The organism is uncultured Rothia sp. (genome assembly GCF_963555405.1).
Taxonomy (GTDB): domain Bacteria; phylum Actinomycetota; class Actinomycetes; order Actinomycetales; family Micrococcaceae; genus Rothia.
Map to the genome: position 1 here is coordinate 288250 of NZ_CAUVVO010000001.1, position 20958 is coordinate 309207.

At 56.9% G+C, this 20958-nt stretch carries 11 protein-coding genes; all 11 read right to left on the minus strand.

Going from position 1 to position 20958, the window contains the following annotated elements; all coding sequences use genetic code 11:
• Positions 1–34 precede the first annotated feature (34 nt).
• The 11 genes from rpsG to narJ all read right to left on the minus strand — a co-directional run bounded on the left by rpsG (position 35) and on the right by narJ (position 20957).
• Entirely contained in the window at positions 35–505 is a 471-nt protein-coding gene (gene rpsG / locus RWL87_RS01195) for a 30S ribosomal protein S7 (RefSeq protein ID WP_005504941.1), read from the minus strand.
• Positions 505–879, minus strand: coding sequence for a 30S ribosomal protein S12 (gene rpsL, locus RWL87_RS01200; protein WP_005504939.1), 375 nt, complete (start codon positions 877–879; stop codon positions 505–507). Before rpsL ends, rpsG begins: the two co-directional genes overlap by 1 nt.
• 638 nt (positions 880–1517) lie before the next feature.
• The gene (locus RWL87_RS01205; RefSeq protein WP_313968620.1) at positions 1518–3506 is read right to left on the minus strand and encodes a neutral/alkaline non-lysosomal ceramidase N-terminal domain-containing protein; all 1989 of its coding nucleotides are present in this window, start codon (positions 3504–3506) and stop codon (positions 1518–1520) included.
• A 633-nt stretch (positions 3507–4139) separates the two neighbouring features.
• Positions 4140–8042 (minus strand): DNA-directed RNA polymerase subunit beta', encoded by a 3903-nt coding sequence (locus tag RWL87_RS01210; protein ID WP_311469018.1) that lies wholly within the window; start codon positions 8040–8042, stop codon positions 4140–4142.
• Between the two features lie 110 nt (positions 8043–8152).
• Positions 8153–11659: a DNA-directed RNA polymerase subunit beta gene (gene rpoB, locus RWL87_RS01215; protein ID WP_200962785.1), complete on the minus strand. Its 3507-nt coding sequence runs from the start codon at positions 11657–11659 to the stop codon at positions 8153–8155.
• 257 nt (positions 11660–11916) lie between these two features.
• Complete coding sequence (locus tag RWL87_RS01220) at positions 11917–13413, minus strand: L-serine ammonia-lyase (protein ID WP_053089003.1); 1497 nt, start codon at positions 13411–13413, stop codon at positions 11917–11919.
• Between the two features lie 277 nt (positions 13414–13690).
• Positions 13691–14809 carry a glycine cleavage system aminomethyltransferase GcvT gene (gcvT, locus tag RWL87_RS01225; protein ID WP_049353778.1) on the minus strand — a complete coding sequence of 373 codons (1119 nt, stop codon included), beginning with the start codon at positions 14807–14809 and terminating at the stop codon, positions 13691–13693.
• 172 nt (positions 14810–14981) lie between these two features.
• Positions 14982–17822, minus strand: coding sequence for an aminomethyl-transferring glycine dehydrogenase (gene gcvP, locus RWL87_RS01230; protein WP_313968621.1), 2841 nt, complete (start codon positions 17820–17822; stop codon positions 14982–14984).
• Between the two features lie 283 nt (positions 17823–18105).
• Positions 18106–19326 carry an MFS transporter gene (locus RWL87_RS01235; RefSeq protein WP_313968622.1) on the minus strand — a complete coding sequence of 407 codons (1221 nt, stop codon included), beginning with the start codon at positions 19324–19326 and terminating at the stop codon, positions 18106–18108.
• Between the two features lie 30 nt (positions 19327–19356).
• Entirely contained in the window at positions 19357–20190 is an 834-nt protein-coding gene (gene narI / locus RWL87_RS01240) for a respiratory nitrate reductase subunit gamma (RefSeq protein WP_313968623.1), read from the minus strand.
• Between the two features lie 26 nt (positions 20191–20216).
• Positions 20217–20957 (minus strand): nitrate reductase molybdenum cofactor assembly chaperone, encoded by a 741-nt coding sequence (gene narJ / locus RWL87_RS01245; protein WP_070615157.1) that lies wholly within the window; start codon positions 20955–20957, stop codon positions 20217–20219.
• Position 20958: the final 1 nt, after the last annotated feature.

A 20958-nucleotide genomic window follows, 5' to 3' on the forward strand; every position in this document is an offset into this window, starting at 1 on the left:
ACTCGAATCGACTCGGCAGGCTCTAAACGGAGAATTACCAGCGGTAGTGTGCGAAGGCCTTGTTGGACTCGGCCATCTTGTGAGTGTCCTCGCGACGCTTCACAGCGGCACCGAGACCGTTGGACGCATCCAGGATCTCGTTCATCAGACGCTCAGTCATGGTCTTCTCGCGGCGCTGCTTCGAGAAGCCAACGAGCCAGCGAAGAGCCAGAGCGGTGGAACGGCCGGGGCGAACCTCAACCGGAACCTGGTAGGTTGCACCGCCAACGCGGCGGGAGCGAACCTCGAGAGAAGGCTTGATGTTGTCCATAGCCTTCTTCAGGGTTGCGACCGGGTCAGAACCGGTCTTCTTCTCGACACCCTCGAGGGCGCCGTAGACGATGCGCTCTGCGACGGACTTCTTGCCGTCCAGCAGAACCTTGTTGATCAGCTGAGTGACCAGAGCAGAACCGTAAACAGGATCGTTTACGAGGGGACGCTTGGGAGCGGGACCCTTACGAGGCATTACTTCTTCTCCTTCTTAGCGCCGTAGCGGGAGCGAGCCTGGCCGCGACCCTTAACACCCTGGGTATCCAGAGCGCCACGAACGATCTTGTAGCGAACACCGGGGAGGTCCTTCACACGACCACCGCGAACGAGCACGATCGAGTGCTCCTGCAGGTTGTGACCCTCACCGGGGATGTATGCGGTAACCTCGACGCCGCCGTTGAGCTTGACACGAGCGACCTTACGCAGTGCCGAGTTCGGCTTCTTCGGGGTGGTGGTGTACACACGGGTGCACACGCCACGCTTCATGGGGTTGCCCTTCAGTGCGGGCGCCTTGGTCTTAACGACCTTGGGAGTCCGGCCCTTGCGGACCAGCTGCTGAATAGTAGGCACGTTTTCTCCGTTGCTTGATCAGGTTTCTCGTTAGAGAAGCCCGTATAAACTTACTGGCCCCCATCACGTTGGATGGGTGCTCTCGGTTATCAGAAACGCTCGGATGCATATCCGGTTGGTTTCTATAGGTTCCTCGACATCTCGGCGAGTTCTCAGGGCTAAAATTCCTCACCGTCAGAGGTGAAAAAGTTTTTGGGCATGACTAAAAATGGCATTTAGGCGTCAGCAAAAAAGCAACGCCAAAGGACGGTATCCATACTGCCATTGATTCATCATGCCCGTGCCCTCGGGAAATATCCCGCGTAAACCCACCGGGGGTGGATCCTTGTGCACCGAGCTCAAGTACTTCGGATAAGACTATACAGGTTAAATCGCACTTAATCTAGCGCCAGATCTGGGATTCTTCGCTTTAATGCCCCACCCAAGGGGTTAAAACCAATGATTTACCTCACTTAAATTACATTGTTGGGATTTACTCCTCCCTCACCACCTCCTTGACGCACTTTAAAGCAGAAAGCCTCCAAGAACCGTCTCAACGATTCCTGACGGCCTCAACAACTGCGGGAGGCGAGCGCAGAATCGCACCCGCCTCCCGCAAGAGAGTATTCAGTTATAGGTTCACCGTAGCGACTGCCGAACTACACCACCTGGAAGACTCGAGTCTGCCCCTCAAACGGGGTAATAGTCTTCGAGTTCTTCTTGGCATTGCCGTAGTAACGGATGCGGTACTGGCCCTTAGGGGTATTTGCCGGAACGTTCCAACGCACCGTCACCTGAGAAGCAGACACGCCAATGCGCTTCCATTCAAAGAAGGTATCCGGGTTGTTATCCGCGGTGTAGTACTTCCAGGTATTACCCACACGACGCTCAATCACGAAGTAGCTACCGTCGTGATGCATGTTGTTATTTGGGTGCGCACCCACGAAACGAGCCGACACCTCCTGACGGCCGGCAATAGCATCCTGAGGCTGCTGGGTCACCTGACCGTAGCGCGTACCAAACATGGGAGTGTCGTAGACGACCTTACCCTGCAGGCTGGCTACCGGGCGACGATCATTCGGGCGATCACCGATACCCAGAGGGGTACCGTTCTTCAGGGACGTACCCACTACGTTAATAGTCTGACGGAACGCACTGGAGGTGTAACGGCCAAAGAGGGTCGCGCCGCCTTCGTACTGCTGCGAGTCGTATTCCTCAGGGGTCGTCACATAGTGGTCGTAGGCGTTAGTGTAGCCCTGCAGAATGATGTGCGATTCGGGAACACCAAAAAGCTTGGCTGCATCCTGGCGGTACTGAACGCCCACCGCGCCGGTGAACTCGCCAGGCATACCCAGCAGGTAGTAGTCACCGAAGCGCATAATCTGCACCGGATACTTTTCCTGAATGATCGTTCCATTTTTTGCAGAGAAGAGAATACCCTTCGGCTGCTGGCAGCGCGTCTGCGCCGCACTCGGAGTAAACACCAAAGTACCCAGAATAGAGGGGCGACCCGAGCCTTCCTTATAGACAGCCCAACCGCCGCCGCCATCCTCAGTGGATCCGGCGCCGAACGGAGTACCCAGGAAGCCCTGGCAGGTGCGCTCATTATGGCCGCTACCGGTGTACTTGGCATCCACGTTCATACCCGAGAAGTTGAAGTACGAAATGCGCGAATCCAGACCCTTACCCACCGGAGTACCCGAGCTCTTGAGCTGAGAACGCACGGCGTTAGCCTGCTTCTCACCCTGAATCTTCACGTTCTTGAACTGGTCATTGGTTGGCCCCTGGCCGGGCTTCAACCAAGTATTCGGGGAAACGTCACCAGCATTAGCGTTTGCAAACGCCGCCACGAAACCATCGCCACTACCGGGAACATTGCGGTCAACACCGTGGTCCTGAGTCTCCAGCAGGTACTCCGCATAGCCCTTGTTATCACTCGAAATCAGAGTATTCTTCGAGGTCAAGGACGTCGGATGAATTGCATACCAGTTCAGCACCGCACGAGTCTTGCCGTTACGCTCCAAGCGCAGAGTCATATTGGTCGGATCGGTACCGCCAGGCAACTTGGAACGAAGCTCAGGAGAATCCAGATTAAACGCCTCACGGGAACGGTTAGCACCAACACCGGTCAGCTTCGAAGAAGAAATCGTCAGGTTACCAGGAGCCAGATCCCTGGTTGCCTGGCGGATTGCCTTCAGCGAACCGTCCACCTGGGCATTGAAGGTGTCCTGATGGAAGCCCAGAGTCGTAATGTTGTACAGACTCTGATGCGTAATACCACCCGGAGTCGCGTGAGTGTGAGTCGCGGTAATCATAATGTTCGACTCATCGTACGCAGAGCCAAACTCAGCGCGAATACGCTTGACCAACTCATCACGCAGAGACTGCCAACCGGTCAGAGAGTCCAGAACAACAATGAGGTTACGCTTACCCGAGGCTCGATCCACAGCAATGAAAGCGCGCGCATACTGGCGAGTATGCACACCGCTCCCCTTCTGGGAGGTCTCACCGTAGCCCATGAAGCCGACCTCACCGGGCTCACCGGTAATATCCGCCGCACCCGCACCTACCAGGTAGGGGGTAGCACTAGAGCTCTGAGAAGTAGGAGCTGCGGTTGCAACCTGACCGGCGGGAAGAATTGCGGACACCGCAATAAGACATGCTGCGCCAATGCGAGCAAGAGAGTGGGTGGGCGCCTTAAAACGCGAAAAAACAGAGGAGCGCTTTTGCTCCCCTGCGGTCAAAGAGGAATTCTGTTCAGATTCGTGAGGCTGCGCCGTTCCGGAAGACAGTCGGGTACCCTGATTCGTCACCCGTCCGGAAGAGAATGGAGTGATATGCATGCCTTCAAGAATAGAACCTAGTCAAAGGGCTTTCCAAGTTGAATTAGCATTGTTCAAATATAGAATATTCACTCTTTTTATACTGGCAAGAAAAACGATTAAATATTCTATTTATGGCGGCATTGGGGCGAATTACAAGGGGTCTCACGATATTTGATCATCATCTAATTTCTTGCCCAGCCAAGAAATTTTCCCGGTTTGAAAAATAATGCGCTCCAGTGATTTTTTTATAAATAAATTCGCCCACTAGACAAAAAACATGAAACCTTCCCCTGAAGGATAAAGAATATTAAAGTACCGCTTAAAGAAAGCCGTCCCTCCCCCACCTATTCGTTAAACAAAGAACGCGGATACCCGAGACAACTCGAGTATCCGCGTTCTTTATCAAGGACCAGGTCAGGAATCTAAACTCCCAACCTGCCCCTCACGGCAGAAGCCTTAGTCCAGACCACGACCGTACTCATCCAGCGAAACAGCCATAAAGCCGCCGTTGCCGTAAGTGTACACCTCGTTATCCATCTGGAATGCGCTCGGGTAACCACCGAAAGTGTCCAGAGCCTGCATACGCTCCGCGGTAGCCTGAGCGCTGGGCTCAACCTCAATATCGTTGTAACGTGCCAGACCGGTACCGGCGGGAACCAGCTTACCGATGATCACGTTCTCCTTCAGGCCGAGCAGCGGGTCAGTCTTCGCCTCCATAGCAGCCTGAGTCAGGACGCGGGTGGTCTCCTGGAAGGAGGCCGCCGACAGCCAGGACTCGGTAGCCAGCGAAGCCTTGGTAATACCCATCATTTCCGGACGGCCAGCTGCGGGCTTCTTACCCTCAACCAGTGCCTTGCGGTTAGCAGTCTGGAAAGCAATGTTATCAACCAGCTCACCAGGCAGCAGATCGGTATCGCCGGACTCAATCACGGTCACGCGACGCAGCATCTGGCGAACAATAACCTCAACATGCTTGTCGTGGATTTCCACACCCTGCGACTTGTACACGCCCTGAACCTCACTCACCAGGTGCTTCTGAGCCTCACGAGGACCACGAATACGCAGAACCTCCTTCGGATCAACAGAACCGGTAGCCAGCTGATCGCCAACCTGAACGTGATCGCCGTTCTGCAGCTTAGAAGCTGCACGACGCAGAACAGTGTAGGACTGGGGCTCGGAACCATCGTCCGGGGTCACCACAATCTTGTAGGACTTCTCGGTATCCTCAATGGTCACGCGACCAGACACCTCAGAAATCGGGGCAACACCCTTGGGGGTACGAGCCTCGAACAGCTCCTGAATACGGGGCAGACCCTGAGTAATATCGTCAGCCGAAGCCACACCACCGGTGTGGAAGGTACGCATGGTCAGCTGGGTACCGGGCTCACCAATCGACTGAGCCGCAATAATACCAACAGCCTCACCAATGTCTACCAGAACGTTCGAAGCCATCGAACGACCGTAGCACAGTGCACACACACCAATAGCGGACTCACAGGTCAGAACCGAACGGACGCGAACATCCTTCACGCCTGCCTTGAAGAGCTTCTCAATGAGCTCATCAGAGACATCGGAACCAGCAGCAGCCAGAACGTTGCCAGCCTCGTCCTTCACGTCAACCGCAAGGGTACGACCGTGAATCGAAGTCTCGACATCCTGGTGCAGACCGCCATCCTCATCAATCAGAGGCAGAACCAGACCGCGGCGAGTGCCACAGTCGTGCTCGCGAACGATAACGTCCTGCGAAACATCCACCAGACGACGAGTCAGGTAACCCGAGTTAGCGGTACGCAGTGCGGTATCCGCCAGACCCTTACGTGCACCGTGGGTCGCGATGAAGTACTCCAGAACCGACAGGCCCTCACGGTACGAGGACTTAATCGGGCGAGGCATAATCTCACCCTTCGGGTTCGACACCAGACCACGGATACCCGCAATCTGACGGACCTGCATCCAGTTACCACGTGCACCGGAGGTCACCATACGGTAAATGGTGTTCAGACCACCGTGAGAGCTCAGGTTCTCACGCATAGCCTCAGCAACCACGTCGGTAGCCTCGGTCCAAACCTTAATCAGCTCCTGACGACGCTCTTCGTCATCGATGGTACCGATCTCGAAGTCGTCCTGAATTGCAGCAGCCTGCTTCTCGTAGCGCTCCATAATTGCCGGCTTCTCAGCGGGAGTAGCAATATCGGAAACAGCCACGGTCACGCCCGAACGAGAAGCCCAGTAGAAACCGGAGTTCTTCAGGTTGTCCAGGGCACGAGCCACAACGTCCATCGGGTAACGCTCAGCCAGATCGTTAATCAGGCTACCCAGGCCCTTCTTATCTGCCACACCGGAGAACCAGGGGTAATCCTTCGGCAGAGCCTGGTTGAACAGAACCTGACCAACGGTGCAGTCCAGCAGCACGGGGTCGCCCGGCTTGTAACCCTCGGGAGCTTCCCAGCCCTCAGGAGCAACAAACTGGTCACCATCAAGGCGAATCTTCACCTTGGTGTACAGCTCAATCTCGTGACGATCCATCGCCATCAGAGCCTCAGACACCGAGGAGAATGCGTGACCCTCGTTCTTCTGACCATCGCGAGGAGTAGTCAGGTGGTACAGACCAATGATCATATCCTGCGAAGGAACAGCCACAGGGCGGCCATCCGACGGCTTCAGGATGTTGTTCGAGGACAGCATGAGGATACGAGCCTCAGCCTGAGCCTCGGGAGACAGCGGCAGGTGAACTGCCATCTGGTCACCATCGAAGTCAGCGTTGAACGCGGAGCAAACCAGCGGGTGCAGCTGAATAGCCTTACCCTCAACCAGCTTCGGCTCAAACGCCTGAATACCAAGGCGGTGCAGGGTAGGTGCACGGTTCAGCAGAACCGGGTGCTCAGCAATAACCTCTTCAAGAACGTCCCAAACCTGCGGGCGGAAACGCTCAACCATACGCTTAGCGCTCTTAATGTTCTGAGCGTGGCTCAGCTCCACCAGACGCTTCATAACGAAGGGCTTGAACAGCTCCAGAGCCATCTGCTTGGGCAGACCACACTGGTGCATCTGCAGCTGGGGACCAACCACAATCACGGAACGGCCCGAGTAGTCAACACGCTTACCAAGCAGGTTCTGACGGAAACGACCCTGCTTACCCTTCAGCATGTCAGACAGAGACTTCAGGGGGCGGTTACCGGGGCCAGTCACCGGGCGACCGCGACGACCGTTATCGAAGAGCGAGTCCACAGCTTCCTGCAGCATACGCTTCTCGTTGTTCACGATAATCTCCGGAGCACCCAGCTCCAGCAGGCGCTTCAAACGGTTGTTACGGTTGATCACACGACGGTACAGGTCGTTCAGGTCGGAGGTCGCGAAACGGCCACCATCCAGCTGAACCATCGGGCGCAGTTCCGGCGGAATAACCGGAACAACATCCAGGACCATACCCAGCGGAGAGTTGTTAGTGGTCAGGAAGGCGTTAACAACCTTCAGACGCTTCAGAGCGCGGGTCTTCTTCTGACCCTTACCGGTCTGAATAATCTCCTTGAGAGCCTCAGCCTCAGCCTCCAGGTCGAAGGACTCCAGACGCTTCTTAATAGCCTCTGCGCCCATCGCGCCCTCAAAGTACAGGCCGTACTTATCAATCATGGAACGGTACAGAGCCTCATCACCCTCAAGGTCAGCGACCTTCAGGTTCTTGAAGCGATCCCACACGCGCTCCAGGTGCTCAGCCTCACGCTCGTAGCGCTTACGCACCGACGCGAGCTGACGCTCAGCGTTATCGCGCAGCTTACGCTTCTCAGCAGCCTTGCCGCCCTCTGCCTCAATACGAGCCAGCTCCGCCTCAACCTCACGGCTGATAGCGTTCACATCAGCGTTCAGAGCAGCCTCAAGCTCCTGCTTCTCACGGTCGTGAGCAGCCTGCAGCATCGGCAGATCCTCGTGACGAGCCTCCTCGTCAACCTTAGTGATCATGTACGCAGCGAAGTAAATGACCTTCTCCAGGTCCTTCGGAGCCAGATCCAGCAGGTAACCCAGGCGGGAAGGAACACCCTTGAAGTACCAAATGTGAGTCACGGGAGCAGCCAGCTCAATGTGGCCCATGCGCTCGCGACGAACCTTGGAGCGGGTCACCTCAACGCCACAGCGCTCACACACGATGCCCTTGAAGCGCACGCGCTTGTACTTACCGCAGTAGCACTCCCAGTCCTTGGTGGGGCCGAAGATACGCTCGTCGAAGAGGCCGTCCTTCTCGGGCTTCAGGGTACGGTAGTTGATGGTCTCGGGCTTCTTAACCTCACCAAAGGACCAGCGACGGATGTCGTCGGCGGTGGCGAGGCCAATTCGCATCAAACCAAGCGAAGATTCGTTGGACATATCGGTCCTAATCTCTTTCTGTAAGTTTCTGAAGACTTGGGTTAGCGGGCGGGAACCCCACAACGCACGCGAGCGCATGCGGGGTTCCCCACCCTAGAAGGAGGCGGTGCTTATGCCTCGTCGACGGAGCTAGGCTCGTCGTGGGTCAGGCTCACGCCCATATCTTCTGCTGCCCGGAAGCCTTCTTCCTCCGAGTCGCTCATCTCGATAATCTTGCCGTCGGTGGAGAGCACCTCGACGTTCAGGCACAGAGACTGCATTTCCTTGATAAGAACCTTGAAGGATTCGGGGATACCCGGCTCAGGGATGTTCTCGCCCTTCACGATAGCCTCGTAAACCTTCACACGGCCCGCCACGTCATCGGACTTGACGGTCAGGATTTCCTGCAGGGTGTATGCGGCGCCGTATGCTTCCAGCGCCCACACTTCCATCTCACCGAAGCGCTGACCACCGAACTGCGCCTTACCACCCAGGGGCTGCTGGGTAATCATCGAGTACGGACCGGTGGAACGAGCGTGAATCTTGTCATCCACCAGGTGGTGCAGCTTCAGGATGTACTGGTAACCAACCGAAATCGGGTCCGGGAACGGCTCACCGGAACGGCCGTCAATCAGACGTGCCTTACCGGAACGGTTAATCAGACGGTCGCCATCGCGGTTCGGGTTCGAGTGGTCCATGAGGTCGAACAGCTCGTCCTCGTGGGCACCGTCGAACACCGGGGTTGCCAGGCGGGTCGGGCCGGATTCCTTCGGGAAGTTCGGCATGTGCTTGAGCCACTCGGGCTCGCCCTCAATCTTCCAACCCTGCTTAGCCAGCCAACCGGTGTGGACTTCCAGAACCTGACCAATGTTCATACGACCGGGCACGCCCAGCGGGTTCAGGATAACGTCCACGGGGGTACCGTCTTCCAGGAAGGGCATATCCTCGATTGGCAGGATCTTGGAAATAACACCCTTGTTACCGTGGCGGCCTGCAAGCTTGTCGCCGTCGGTAATCTTACGCTTCTGAGCCACGTACACGCGGACCAGCTGGTTCACGCCCGGGGGCAGATCGTCCTCATCGTTGTTCTCGCGGTCGAAGATGCGGATACCGATGACGGTACCGGACTCGCCGTGAGGAACCTTCAGGGAGGTGTCGCGAACCTCGCGGGACTTCTCACCGAAGATTGCGCGCAGCAGGCGCTCCTCGGGGGTCAGCTCGGTCTCACCCTTGGGGGTGACCTTACCAACGAGGATGTCGCCAGCCTCAACCTCAGCACCGATGTGGATGATGCCGCGCTCGTCCAGAGCCGAGAGAACGTCCTCGGACACGTTCGGGATGTCGCGGGTAATCTCCTCGGGGCCCAGCTTGGTGTCGCGGGCGTCAATCTCGTGCTCCTCAATGTGGATCGAGGTCAGCACGTCCTCAGAGACCATACGCTGGGAGAGGATGATCGCATCCTCGTAGTTCAGGCCTTCCCACGGCATGTATGCCACGAGCAGGTTCTTACCCAGTGCCAGCTCGCCGCCGTCAGTGGAGGGGCCGTCAGCAATAACGTCGCGGTATTCGACGCGCTGGCCTTCCTTCACCACAACGCGCTGGTTGTAGCAGTTACCCGGGTTCGAGCGGGAGAACTTCATGATCGGGTAGGTGGAGACAGAGCCGTCATCGTTACGGACGATAACGGTCTTAGCGTCCACGGAGGAAACCACACCGGGCTTCTTCGCGAGCACGGAGTCACCGGAGTCCAGTGCTGCGTACTTCTCCATACCGGTACCAACCACGGGAGCCTCAGACTCCAGCAGGGGCACAGCCTGACGCTGCATGTTAGCACCCATCAGTGCTCGGTTAGCGTCGTCGTGCTCCAGGTAAGGAATCAGGGCGGTAGCGACAGACACCATCTGGCGCGGGGAGACGTCCATGTACTGAACGGCACCGGGAGCAACCAGAACAGCTTCGCCAGAACCATCGCCCGCACGGCAGAGAACCTCGTTCTCAGCGAAGGTACGGTCCGGGTTCAGCGGCGCGTTTGCCTGTGCAATAACGACAGACTTCTCGTCGTCTGCGGTCAGGTAGCGGACCTCATCGGTCACGCGGCCGTCAGTCACCACGCGGTAGGGGGTCTCAATGAAACCGAAGGAGTTGATGCGACCGTAGGTTGCCAGCGAACCAATCAGACCAATGTTCGGGCCTTCAGGGGTTTCAATGGGGCACATACGACCGTAGTGCGAGGGGTGGACGTCTCGAACTTCCATGCCTGCACGGTCACGGGACAGACCGCCCGGGCCCAGCGCGGACAGACGACGCTTGTGGGTCAGACCCGCCAGCGGGTTGTTCTGGTCCATGAACTGGGACAGCTGAGAAGTACCGAAGAACTCCTTGATAGCTGCCACGACGGGGCGGATGTTCACCAGGGACTGCGGGGTGATAGCGTCCACGTCCTGGGTGGTCATGCGCTCGCGAACCACGCGCTCCATACGGGACAGACCGGTACGGATCTGGTTCTCAATCAGCTCGCCCACAGTGCGGATACGACGGTTACCGAAGTGGTCGATGTCGTCGATATCGATCTTGAGGGAGATTTCCTCGCCATCGCGTACACCCGGGATGCTGGTCTCGCCTGCGTGCAGAGCGCAGAGGTAACGAATCATCTGAGCGATGTCGTCCTGGCTCAGAACGGAAGCCTCGGGGGAATCCATGGGAACGTCCACGCCGAGCTTACGGTTCAGCTTGTAACGACCAACCTTCGCCAGATCGTAGCGGCGCGGGGTGAAGTACATGTTGTCCAGCAGAGCCTGGGCAGCTTCAACCGTCGGGGGTTCGCCCGGACGCAGCTTGCGGTAGATGTCCAGCAGAGCCTCGTCGCGGTCCTTGACGGAGTCCTTCTCCAGGGTTGCGCGGATGGAGTCGTACTGACCGAACTCAGCCAGAATCTTGGACTCGGTCCAGCCCAGAGCCTTCAGCAGAACGGTCACAGACTGCTTACGCTTACGGTCCAGACGCACGCCAACCTGGTCGCGCTTGTCAATCTCCAGCTCGAACCATGCACCGCGGGAAGGAATCACGCGGGCAGAGTAAATGTCCTTATCGGAGGTACGGTCCGGAGCCTTCTCGAAGTAAGCACCGGGGGAACGCACCAGCTGGGAAACGACCACACGCTCAGTACCGTTAATAACGAAGGTACCGGCCTCGGTCATCAGGGGGAAGTCACCCATGAACAGGGTCTGCTGCTTGACCTCGCCGGTAGCGAGGTTCATGAATTCAGCCTTAATGTACAGCGGAGCCGAGTAGGTTGCGTCACGGTCCTTGCACTCCTCAACAGAATACTTGGGGTCAGCAAACTCAGGCTCAGAGAAGGAGAGCTGCATAGTCTCCTGGAAGTCACGAATCGGGGAGATTTCTTCAAAAATCTCAGCCAGACCGGACTGAGCGGGGACAGAAGTGTCACCAGCAGCCTGCGCCTTCTCCAGACGCTCCGCCCAGCGCTCGTTACCAACGAGGCGGTCGAAGCTATCGGTCTGGATAGCAAGCAGGTTGGGAACCTTCAGCGGTTCGTTAATCTTCGCGAATGAAATTCGGCGCGAGACGTTCTCTGCGCCGTTAGCGGCGTCATGGTTAGAGGTGCTCGAAGCGACCAAAATGGGGATCCTTCCACAGACATGTCTGTTAGCAATCAGCCTCCCGGCGACATTACCGGCGACACGACAACCTCAGCCCCCGAATAGAACGGTGCTCGAAGCTATAGAGTCGGACGGAAAAACGTCACCTTCAGCCCGTGCCCACCGCTATATGAAGGCACAAAGGTTAGGGAAAGCGTAAATACTAACGATACAGGAAGAAATCCCTTCTGTCTACCACACCCTCATCAGGAGTGCAAACCTGCCACAGCGTGCACCTAGCATTCCACCACATTCACAGCCAAACCACCCATGGACGTCTCCTTATAACGGTGAGACATATCCAAACCGGTCTGACGCATCGTCTCAATCACCTGATCCAACGACACACGGTGCGTACCATCACCACGCAACGCCATACGAGCCGCCGTCACAGCATTCGACGCAGCCATCGCATTACGCTCAATACACGGAATCTGCACCAAACCACCCACCGGGTCACACGTCAGACCCAGGTTGTGTTCCATCGCAATCTCAGCTGCATTCTCAACCTGCTCGGGAGTACCACCCATGACCTGCGCCAAACCAGCAGCAGCCATCGAGGAGGCGCTACCCACCTCACCCTGGCAACCCACCTCAGCACCAGAAATTGACGCGCGCTTCTTATACAGCACACCTACAGCAGCAGACGCCAAGAAGAAATCAACAACCGCTTGATCACGAGCAGCCTGACCGCAATGGCGGATACCCTGCGTGTAATTCATCGCGTAATGCAGCACCGCAGGAATAATACCCGCAGCACCATTCGTCGGAGCAGTCACCACACGACCACCAAAAGCGTTCTCCTCATTGACCGCCAAAGCAATCAGGTTCACCCAGTCAATAGCGAACTCAGGAGACTTCGAAGGATCCTCCACCATCAAATCACGATGCCACGCACCCGCACGGCAACGCACCTTCAGAGGCCCCGGCAAATAACCCACACGCGCCAGAGAAGAGCCAATGCACTCCTTCATCACACGGTAAATATGCAAGATGCCGTCACGGACCTCCTGCTCCGAACGCAGAGAACACTCATTCGCCATCTTCAACTGCGCAATCGACAGACCAGACTCATTCGCCATCTCCAGCAGCTCAGCCGCCGAACCAAACGGATACGGAGGGTTCATCAGCGACGCACCACCGGTCGCCTCCTCATCACCCTCAACAATGAAACCGCCACCAATCGAATAGTAAGTGCGCTCCAACAGCAGCTGCTCACCCGCAAACGCCGCAATCTTCATACCGTTCGTATGGCGCGGAAGAACCGTCAACGGACGCAGAGTCATATCCAGCTCACGGTAATTCACCACCGGGCCGTACACCTTCTGCTCCTCACCACCGGGAGCAGTCACGCCATACGCAGAGGACGGGTAACCAGCCAACGGCAACGTGCCATCCACGCTATTGCGCTCAATCATCGCCTCAGACTCAGCGATATTGATAGTCTCCGGAACAAAACCACACAGACCCTTCAACGCAGCACTCATCGTGCCGTGACCGGCACCCGTAGCCGCCAACGAACCATACAGGTCAATATGCACGCCCGTCACGCGATCCAGCAGACCCTCATCAATCAGCTCCGCCACAAAACGGTTCGAAGCGCGCATCGGCCCCACCGTATGCGAACTCGAAGGACCCACACCAATGCTGAACATCTCAAAAACGCTGATGTCATACGGCAGAGCCTCTGCCTTCTTCTGGGCGCTGCTGGGCGCGCTCTGGTTAATAGCCACGTTCTGTCCTTCAAATAAAAAATGTCTATGCACCGCACCAAAAGATACGCGCCCCCAAAACGGAGGAACCACACATCAACCTGCGGTCTATAAGTGCGGACAATCACCCTTGACTGGCCGCTCTAATCCTAACGCACTTCAGAACCATCACAAACTAAGGCTCAGAACACCTCACGCCCTCCCCCGCTATTCAACACCCACCTCACGGCGCAGAAAAGGCGCCGTGCCCACACAGGACACGACGCCTCTACCCTACAGATTACCTGCAGAAAAACTCTTACTTCTCACGCTTGTAGAACGGCAGAGCCACAACATCAAACGGAGCACGCTTACCGCGGATATCAACATCCACAGTAGAACCAACCTCAGAGAATTCACGGTTCACCAGCGCCATAGCAATCGGGAAGCCCAGAGTCGGGGAAGGAATACCGGAGGTAACCTCACCAATCTCATTGCCCTCAGCATCCACCAGCTTAGAACCGGCACGAGCAGGACGCTTCGCCTGAGCCTTCAAACCAACCAGGATGCGCTTCGACTCGCTCTTAGCCAGCTCAGTCAGAGCCTCACGACCAACGAAGTCAGCCGCCTTCTTCTCCAGAGCAATCTCGACCAGACGGCCCAGACCGGACTCAAACGGAGTAATCTCAAGACCCAGCTCATGACCGTACAGCGGCATACCAGCCTCAAGACGCAGGGAGTCACGAGAGGCCAGGCCGGCAGGAATCATACCAAAAGGCTCACCAGCAGCAGCCAGCTTATCCCACAGCTCAACAGCGTTCTCATTCGGAACAAACAGCTCGAAGCCGTCCTCACCGGTGTAACCGGTACGAGCCAGCAGAACATCAACACCGGCAACAGTCAGCGGCACCGAAGCGTAGTACTTCAGCTCGCGGACAGCCTCCTCATCAGAAACACCAGCAGCCAGCAGAATCTCCTCAGCACGAGGACCCTGAACAGCCACCAGAGAAGTCTGATCCGACTCGTTCACGAACTCAACGTTGAAATCGCCCAGGCGCTCGCTCATCGCAGCGAAGTCAGTGTCAATGTTTGAAGCGTTCGGAACGACCATGAACTCCTCATCGCCCAGACGGTAAGTAATCAGGTCGTCAATCACGCCGCCCTTGTCGTTGACCAGGATCGAGTACTTTGCCTTACCGACCTTCAGGATGGACATGTTCGACACCAGAGCGTAATCCAGGAACGCACCCGCATCCGGACCGGTCACACGGAACTCACCCATGTGGGACAGGTCGAAAATACCGGCACGAGTACGGACAGCCTCATGCTCAGCAACGTCATTAGCGTACTTCAGGGGCATATCCCAGCCGCCGAAGTCGGTGAAAGAAGCGCCAAGCTTCTCGTGGACAGAGTACAAAGAGGTCTTCTTGGGGGACATTGGATTCTCCTCACGCACAGCATCGTGCTGTTATCGTTCAATCGTCGTAGATTTGGTTCGCCCCCACAGACACGAGATACGCTGCGGAGGCATCCCCGTCCATCCCCAGAAACCTGGGGATGGACGGGGGCAGGTAGACCGCTACAGCCTACCCAGGAGCGTTACAGGCTCCTTATGCTTCCAGGTCGAAAGCCTCCATCGGGGGGCATTCGCACACGAAGTTACGGTCACCACCAGCGCCATCAATACGACCCACCGAAGTGAAGTACTTGTTAGCGCGCAGGCTCGGGACAGGGAAAGCTGCCTGAGTACGACTGTAGGGGCGATCCCACTCATCAGCGCTCACCACGTCAACGGTGTGCGGTGCGTTGCGCAGAACCGAATCCTCCACAGCGACCTTGCCCTCAGCCACCTCGATAATCTCGTCGTAGATGGTCTCCATTGCCTCAATGAAGCGGTCCAGCTCTTCCTTCGACTCAGACTCAGTCGGCTCAACCATCAGGGTGCCCGGAACCGGGAACGCCAGAGTCGGAGCGTGGAAGCCGAAGTCCATCAGACGCTTGCAGACATCCTCAGCAGTCACGTGAGACTGATCGGTCAGCTGACGCAGGTCAAGGATGCACTCGTGAGCGACCAGACCGCCGGGGCCGGTGTACAGCACCGGGTACTTGTCGTTCAGCTTCTTCGCAATGTAGTTAGCGTTCAGAACCGCGTACTGCGAAGAGTCCTTCAGACCCTGAGCACCAGTCATCGCAATGTACATCCAGCTAATCGGCAGAACACCGGCAGAACCGAAGAACGCCTGCGAAATCGGCAGAGCAGCATCGTTGGGGAGCTTACCCTCAGAGTCAGCGCGGTATGCGTCACCCGGCAGGAACTTCGCCAGGTGCTCACGAACAGCCAGCGGGCCAACACCGGGGCCGCCACCACCGTGAGGAATGGAGAAGGTCTTGTGCAGGTTCAGGTGCGAAACGTCGCCGCCGAACTTACCGGGCTGAGCGAAGCCCATCTGAGCGTTCAGGTTCGCGCCATCCAGGTACACCTGACCGCCAGCCTCGTGAACCAGCTGGCAAACCTCAGCAACCTGCTCCTCAAACACACCGTGAGTGGAGGGGTAGGTAATCATGATGCCGGCAACCTTGGGACCGTACTTCTCAATCTTTGCCTTCAGGTCGTCAACATCAATCGAACCGTCAGCAGCGGTTGCCACACCGGCAACCTTCAGACCAGCCAGAGCAGCAGATGCCGCGTTGGTGCCGTGCGCAGACAGCGGAATCAGGACGGTATCGCGCTCGTGGTCGCCGTTAGCCTCGTGGAAGGAACGGATCGCACGCAGACCAGCGTACTCACCGGTCGCACCCGAGTTCGGCTGCAGCGAGATAGCATCGTAACCGGTAATAGCAACCAGCCACTCGCTCAGGTCCTTAATCAGTTCGTGCCAGCCCTCAGCCTGATCCTCCGGGACCAGCGGGTGAATGTTCGCGAACTCAGGCCAAGAGATGGGCTCCATCTCAGCAGCCGCGTTCAGCTTCATGGTGCACGAACCCAGCGGAATCATGGTGCGGTCAAGTGCCAGGTCCTTATCCGCCAGGTGACGCAGGTAGCGCATCATCTCGGTCTCGGAGCGGTACTTGTGGAAAATCGGGTGCTGCATGTAGTCATCGGTACGCAGCAGGTTGGAGGGCAGATCGTACTGTGCATCTGCCTCACCCAGGGTGCCGCCCAGAGCCTCAACCAGGCTCTTCAGCAGCTCCTCACCGTGAGACTCACCCACGGAAATACCAACGCGGTTCTCATCGAAGCGGCGGATGTTCACGCCAGCTTCCAGAGCCTTCGCAACCAGCTCATCGGCGCGGCCAGCAGCCTCCACCACAACGGTGTCGAAGAAAGTATCGTGAGCAATACCGTAACCCGCAGCCTTCAGCGCGGTAGCAACACGAGCGGCGTTGGTGTGCAGGCGGTTCGCGATAGCGCGCAGACCCTCAGGGCCGTGGTACATCGCGTAAGCGCCAGCAACAATAGCCAGCAGAGCCTGAGCAGTACAAATATTGGAGGTAGCCTTCTCACGGCGGATGTGCTGCTCACGAGTCTGCAGAGCCAGACGGTACGCAGGCTTACCGGCAGAGTCCTTAGAAACACCCACCAGGCGGCCAGGCATGGTGCGTTCCATACCCTTGTGAACAGCCATGTACGCAGCGTGCGGACCACCGAAGAAGAAGGGCAGACCGAAACGCTGAGTGTTGCCCACAGCAATGTCTGCACCCAGCTCGCCCGGAGACTTCAGCAGGGTCAGAGCCAACAGGTCAGCAACAACAGTGACCAGAGCGTTACGCTCCTTAGCGGCCTTAATCAGCGGCTCAATATCGCGAATATCGCCTTCATTACCGGGGTACGCCAGGACGATACCGTACAGGTCACCCTCGGGCAGGCCCTCAGAGAAGTCAGTAATGACGAAGGGAATGCCGAGCATCTCTGCACGGCCACGAGTCACCGAAATAACCTGAGGCAGGCAACGGGAGTCAATAGCGAAGAAGCCGTTCTTCACCTTGCGGTTTGCACGGTGCATCATGACAGCCGCTTCAGCCACCGCAGATGCCTCATCCAGCAGGGAGGAGTTTGCAATCTCCAGGCCGGTCAGCTCCATCACGGTGTTCTGGAAGTTCAGCAGAGCCTCCAGACGACCCTGAGAAATCTCAGCCTGGTACGGGGTGTAAGAAGTGTAGAAACCGGGGTTTTCCAGAATATTACGGCGCAGAACAGCGGGAGTTACAGCATCGTAGTATCCGGCACCAATCATCTGGGCAAGAACCTTATTCTTCGCAGCATAGCCGGCAATCTTTGCCTGAGCCTCATGCTCCGACAGCGGAGCAGGCAGCTGCAATTCGCCGTCAAGGCGAATCTGGGAGGGAACGACAGCGTCCATCAGCGCATCCAGGGAAGAGTATCCCAGGGTTTCGAGCATCTGCTCTGCGTCTGCGGAACGGGGGCCGAGATGACGATCAATAAAGGACATAGGGTTCTCCTATTGGTCGGCGCAAACCGTAGAGGGGTCACGTCGCGCTATTGCGACGAGTCGAACACTTTAAGTGTCCCACATCTCCACAAAGTTTCGCTAGCTTTACCAACATTCGACATGCCCAAACATCAAACTCTTCTCCCCCGCCAAAGCCCACCCCGTTAGACGAAAAACGGCCGAAAAGCACAAAGTCCGGCTCGTCCTCTCCGAAGAGAAAACGAGCCGGACTCAGTCAAAGCAAACTTCACATACACCCCACAGAAGGATGTATCAGAAGACCCTACTTAGCGTGGTTGGGCTTGCCACCGTGCGGCACCAGGAATGCCGACAGGAAAGCCAGAGTTGCAGTCACAGCCAGCAGCATCAGACCGATGAAGTAGTTGTTCTCAGCCTGGTTGTAGGTTGCACCCATCACCAGCGGCGGGAAGAAGCCACCCAGAGCGCCAGCAGCAGCAATCACACCGGACACCGCGCCAACGTTCTTCGGATCAGCAGCGCGACCCACCCAGCCGAAGACCGAACCGTGGCCCAGACCCAGCAGAGCAGCCATCAGGATGAAGACCGCACCGTACACGTGCTCAGCGTCAGGCTGGAACGCGGTAATAACGGCCAGAATCACCACACCACCCAGAGAGATGAGGGAGATAATCTTCGGACCGAACTTATCAGCCAGAACACCACCGAAGGGGCGAGCGATCACAGCAGCAGCCGCAAAACCAGCCGCACGCATACCAGCGTCGTTAGCGTTGAAGCTGTAGATGTTGCTCAGGTAAGTGGGCAGGTAGTTCGAGAATGCCACGAACGCACCGAACACAACAGCGTAGAGGAAGCACAGCTGCCAAGTGGTCTTCACCTTGAACGCCTGAACAATCTTCGGCATCAGCGGAGTAACCTCACGGCCGATAGTTGCCGGAGAATCCTTCAGGAAGAAGAAAGAAATAGCAGCGGTCACAGCACAGATAACAGCAATCAGAACGTGAGTCTGGAAGTAACCAATACCCTGCACCAGGCGGGGGGTAGCGAATGCAGAAATTGCAGTACCCACCATGCCGGCACCGAACACACCGGTCGCAAAACCCTTCTTGGAAGCGTCATACCATGCGGCACTGAAGGGAATACCCACAGCGAACACGGTACCCGCAATACCCAGGAAGAACGCCACAACAAGCAGCATGGGCAGCGAGTTCATCTGACCAGCAACACCAACCAGGAAGACCAGGGGTGCGCTAATCGCCAGAACAGCGGTGAACATAATACGACCACCGTAGCGGTCAGTCAGACCACCAGCGGGAATACGGCCGATAGCGCCGATGAAAATCGGCATAGCAACCAGAAGGCTGGTCATACCAGCGTCCAGGTGCATCTGCTTTGCGTACATCTTGGCCAGCGGGCCAACAACGGTCCACGCCCAGAAACCAATGGTCGAGGCGAAGGTTGCAAGCAGAACGTTACGGAGCTGACCATTCTTCAGGTCGTAGCTCGGTGCAGCAGGGGTGCTCATATTTCCTCTTTTGCAATATGGATATGTGTATTAGCGGTCGGCGCGCTCACGCGGGAGAGTACCAACCGGATCCCAACCTCGACGTGCACCAACACGCTGGCCGCCACGAGAACGGTAGACGGTGTAGGGGCGGAAGAGGTAGTGCAGAGGCACAGTCAGTGCATGCACCAGGCGGGTAAACGGCCAAATGATGAACAGAACCATAGCCACCACGATGTGAATCTTGAAAGCCACAGGAATATTCACCATCAGAGCCACCTCAGGGTGGAAGTAGAACAGCGAACGGAACCACACAGAAATGGTCTCACGGTAGTTGAAGTGAACCTCGTGACCATTCACCGGAGGCAAACCGCCCGAGGGGTTCACTGCCGAAATCAGAGTAGCCGCAGTACCGGCGAGAATCACCAGAACCAAAACGACATACATGAAAACGTCATTACGAGTGGTAGCCGAACGCACACGAGAGTTCGAAGCGCGGCGACCAATCAGAACGAACATACCAACAATGGTTGCGACCGCAGCGACAGAACCGCCAACCAGCGCCACAATGTGGTAAGTGTCATCTGAAATGACCAGGTCAGTAAGTACCTTAGGCACCAGCAGACCACCAACGTGGCCAAGGAAAACGGCCGCAAGACCGTAATGGAACAGGGGCGAAGCGATGCGCAACAGCTTCGATTCATAGACCTGGGACGAGCGGGTAGTCCATCCGAACTGGTCAGTACGGTAACGCCAAATGGTGCCACCAATCAGAATGACCAGTGCAACATAGGGCAGAACGCCCCACAGCAGGATGTCAACAATACCCGGATCGGCTACAGCCTGTGCAGCATGTCCTGCGTTCTCAGAAGCAAGTACGTACACGTGTTGTCTCCTCACAAGGGATAAAACTAGTTAGAACGAGCCGAAGCCTGCTGGAGCAGCTGATGATCAGCGTAGCCATTCAGGCCAACAGTCTCGACGGGAGGGCCGTAGCCAGCCATCTTCTGGACCTCCTCCTGAGTCTGCGGAGAGACGCCAGGAAGGGTATCGCAGATGCTCTGCAACAACCCGTAGTGGGGCAGATTTCCGTCCTTCATGGACAGACGAAGAAGCTCAAGGGACGGACGGTACGCCTGCAAAGCGGAACGACCCTTACGGCGATCCACCAACGCACAGAACTCCAGCACCAGCGGCAGGTAGTCCGGAAGCTCACCATTCAAAACGGTCAACATACCGGAATCGCGGTACATCTGCTTGAAACGCAGAAGAGTCTCACCACGGCGGCGGGTATCGCCATCGGTCCAGTAGGACAGATGCAGAGAATGACGACGCGAAAGGTCGTACTCCTGCACGTACTCGGACTGCACATCCTCCAGGTCCTTCGAAGTCAGCCACTGCTGAACCGCATCAACGGCAGCAATGAAAGCCTCATCCTGGGTGGAAGCGGTAATCTCAACCAGTTCAGGCAGAACCTTCAGAGTTTCCTCATCGGGGTAGCCCAGGAGCATACCGCTTACCTGGTAGATCACCGAGTCCTTATCCTCGCCGGGACCGTAATCGATATCGAACGGATTCTCCGGCTGAGCCGGCTCCGAGACCGCAGCCTCGGAACCGGCCTTGCCCATGAGCTTGGAAAAGAATCCAGCCACT

Excerpts from the sequence above, each read along its gene's own strand:
- RWL87_RS01235 (WP_313968622.1), bottom strand. The coding sequence starts at position 19,326 with ATGAGCACCCCTGCTGCACCGAGCTACGACCTGAAGAATGGTCAGCTC.
- rpsG (WP_005504941.1), bottom strand. The coding sequence starts at position 505 with ATGCCTCGTAAGGGTCCCGCTCCCAAGCGTCCCCTCGTAAACGATCCT.
- gcvT (WP_049353778.1), bottom strand. The coding sequence starts at position 14,809 with ATGTCCCCCAAGAAGACCTCTTTGTACTCTGTCCACGAGAAGCTTGGC.
- RWL87_RS01210 (WP_311469018.1), bottom strand. The coding sequence starts at position 8,042 with ATGTCCAACGAATCTTCGCTTGGTTTGATGCGAATTGGCCTCGCCACC.
- gcvP (WP_313968621.1), bottom strand. The coding sequence starts at position 17,822 with ATGTCCTTTATTGATCGTCATCTCGGCCCCCGTTCCGCAGACGCAGAG.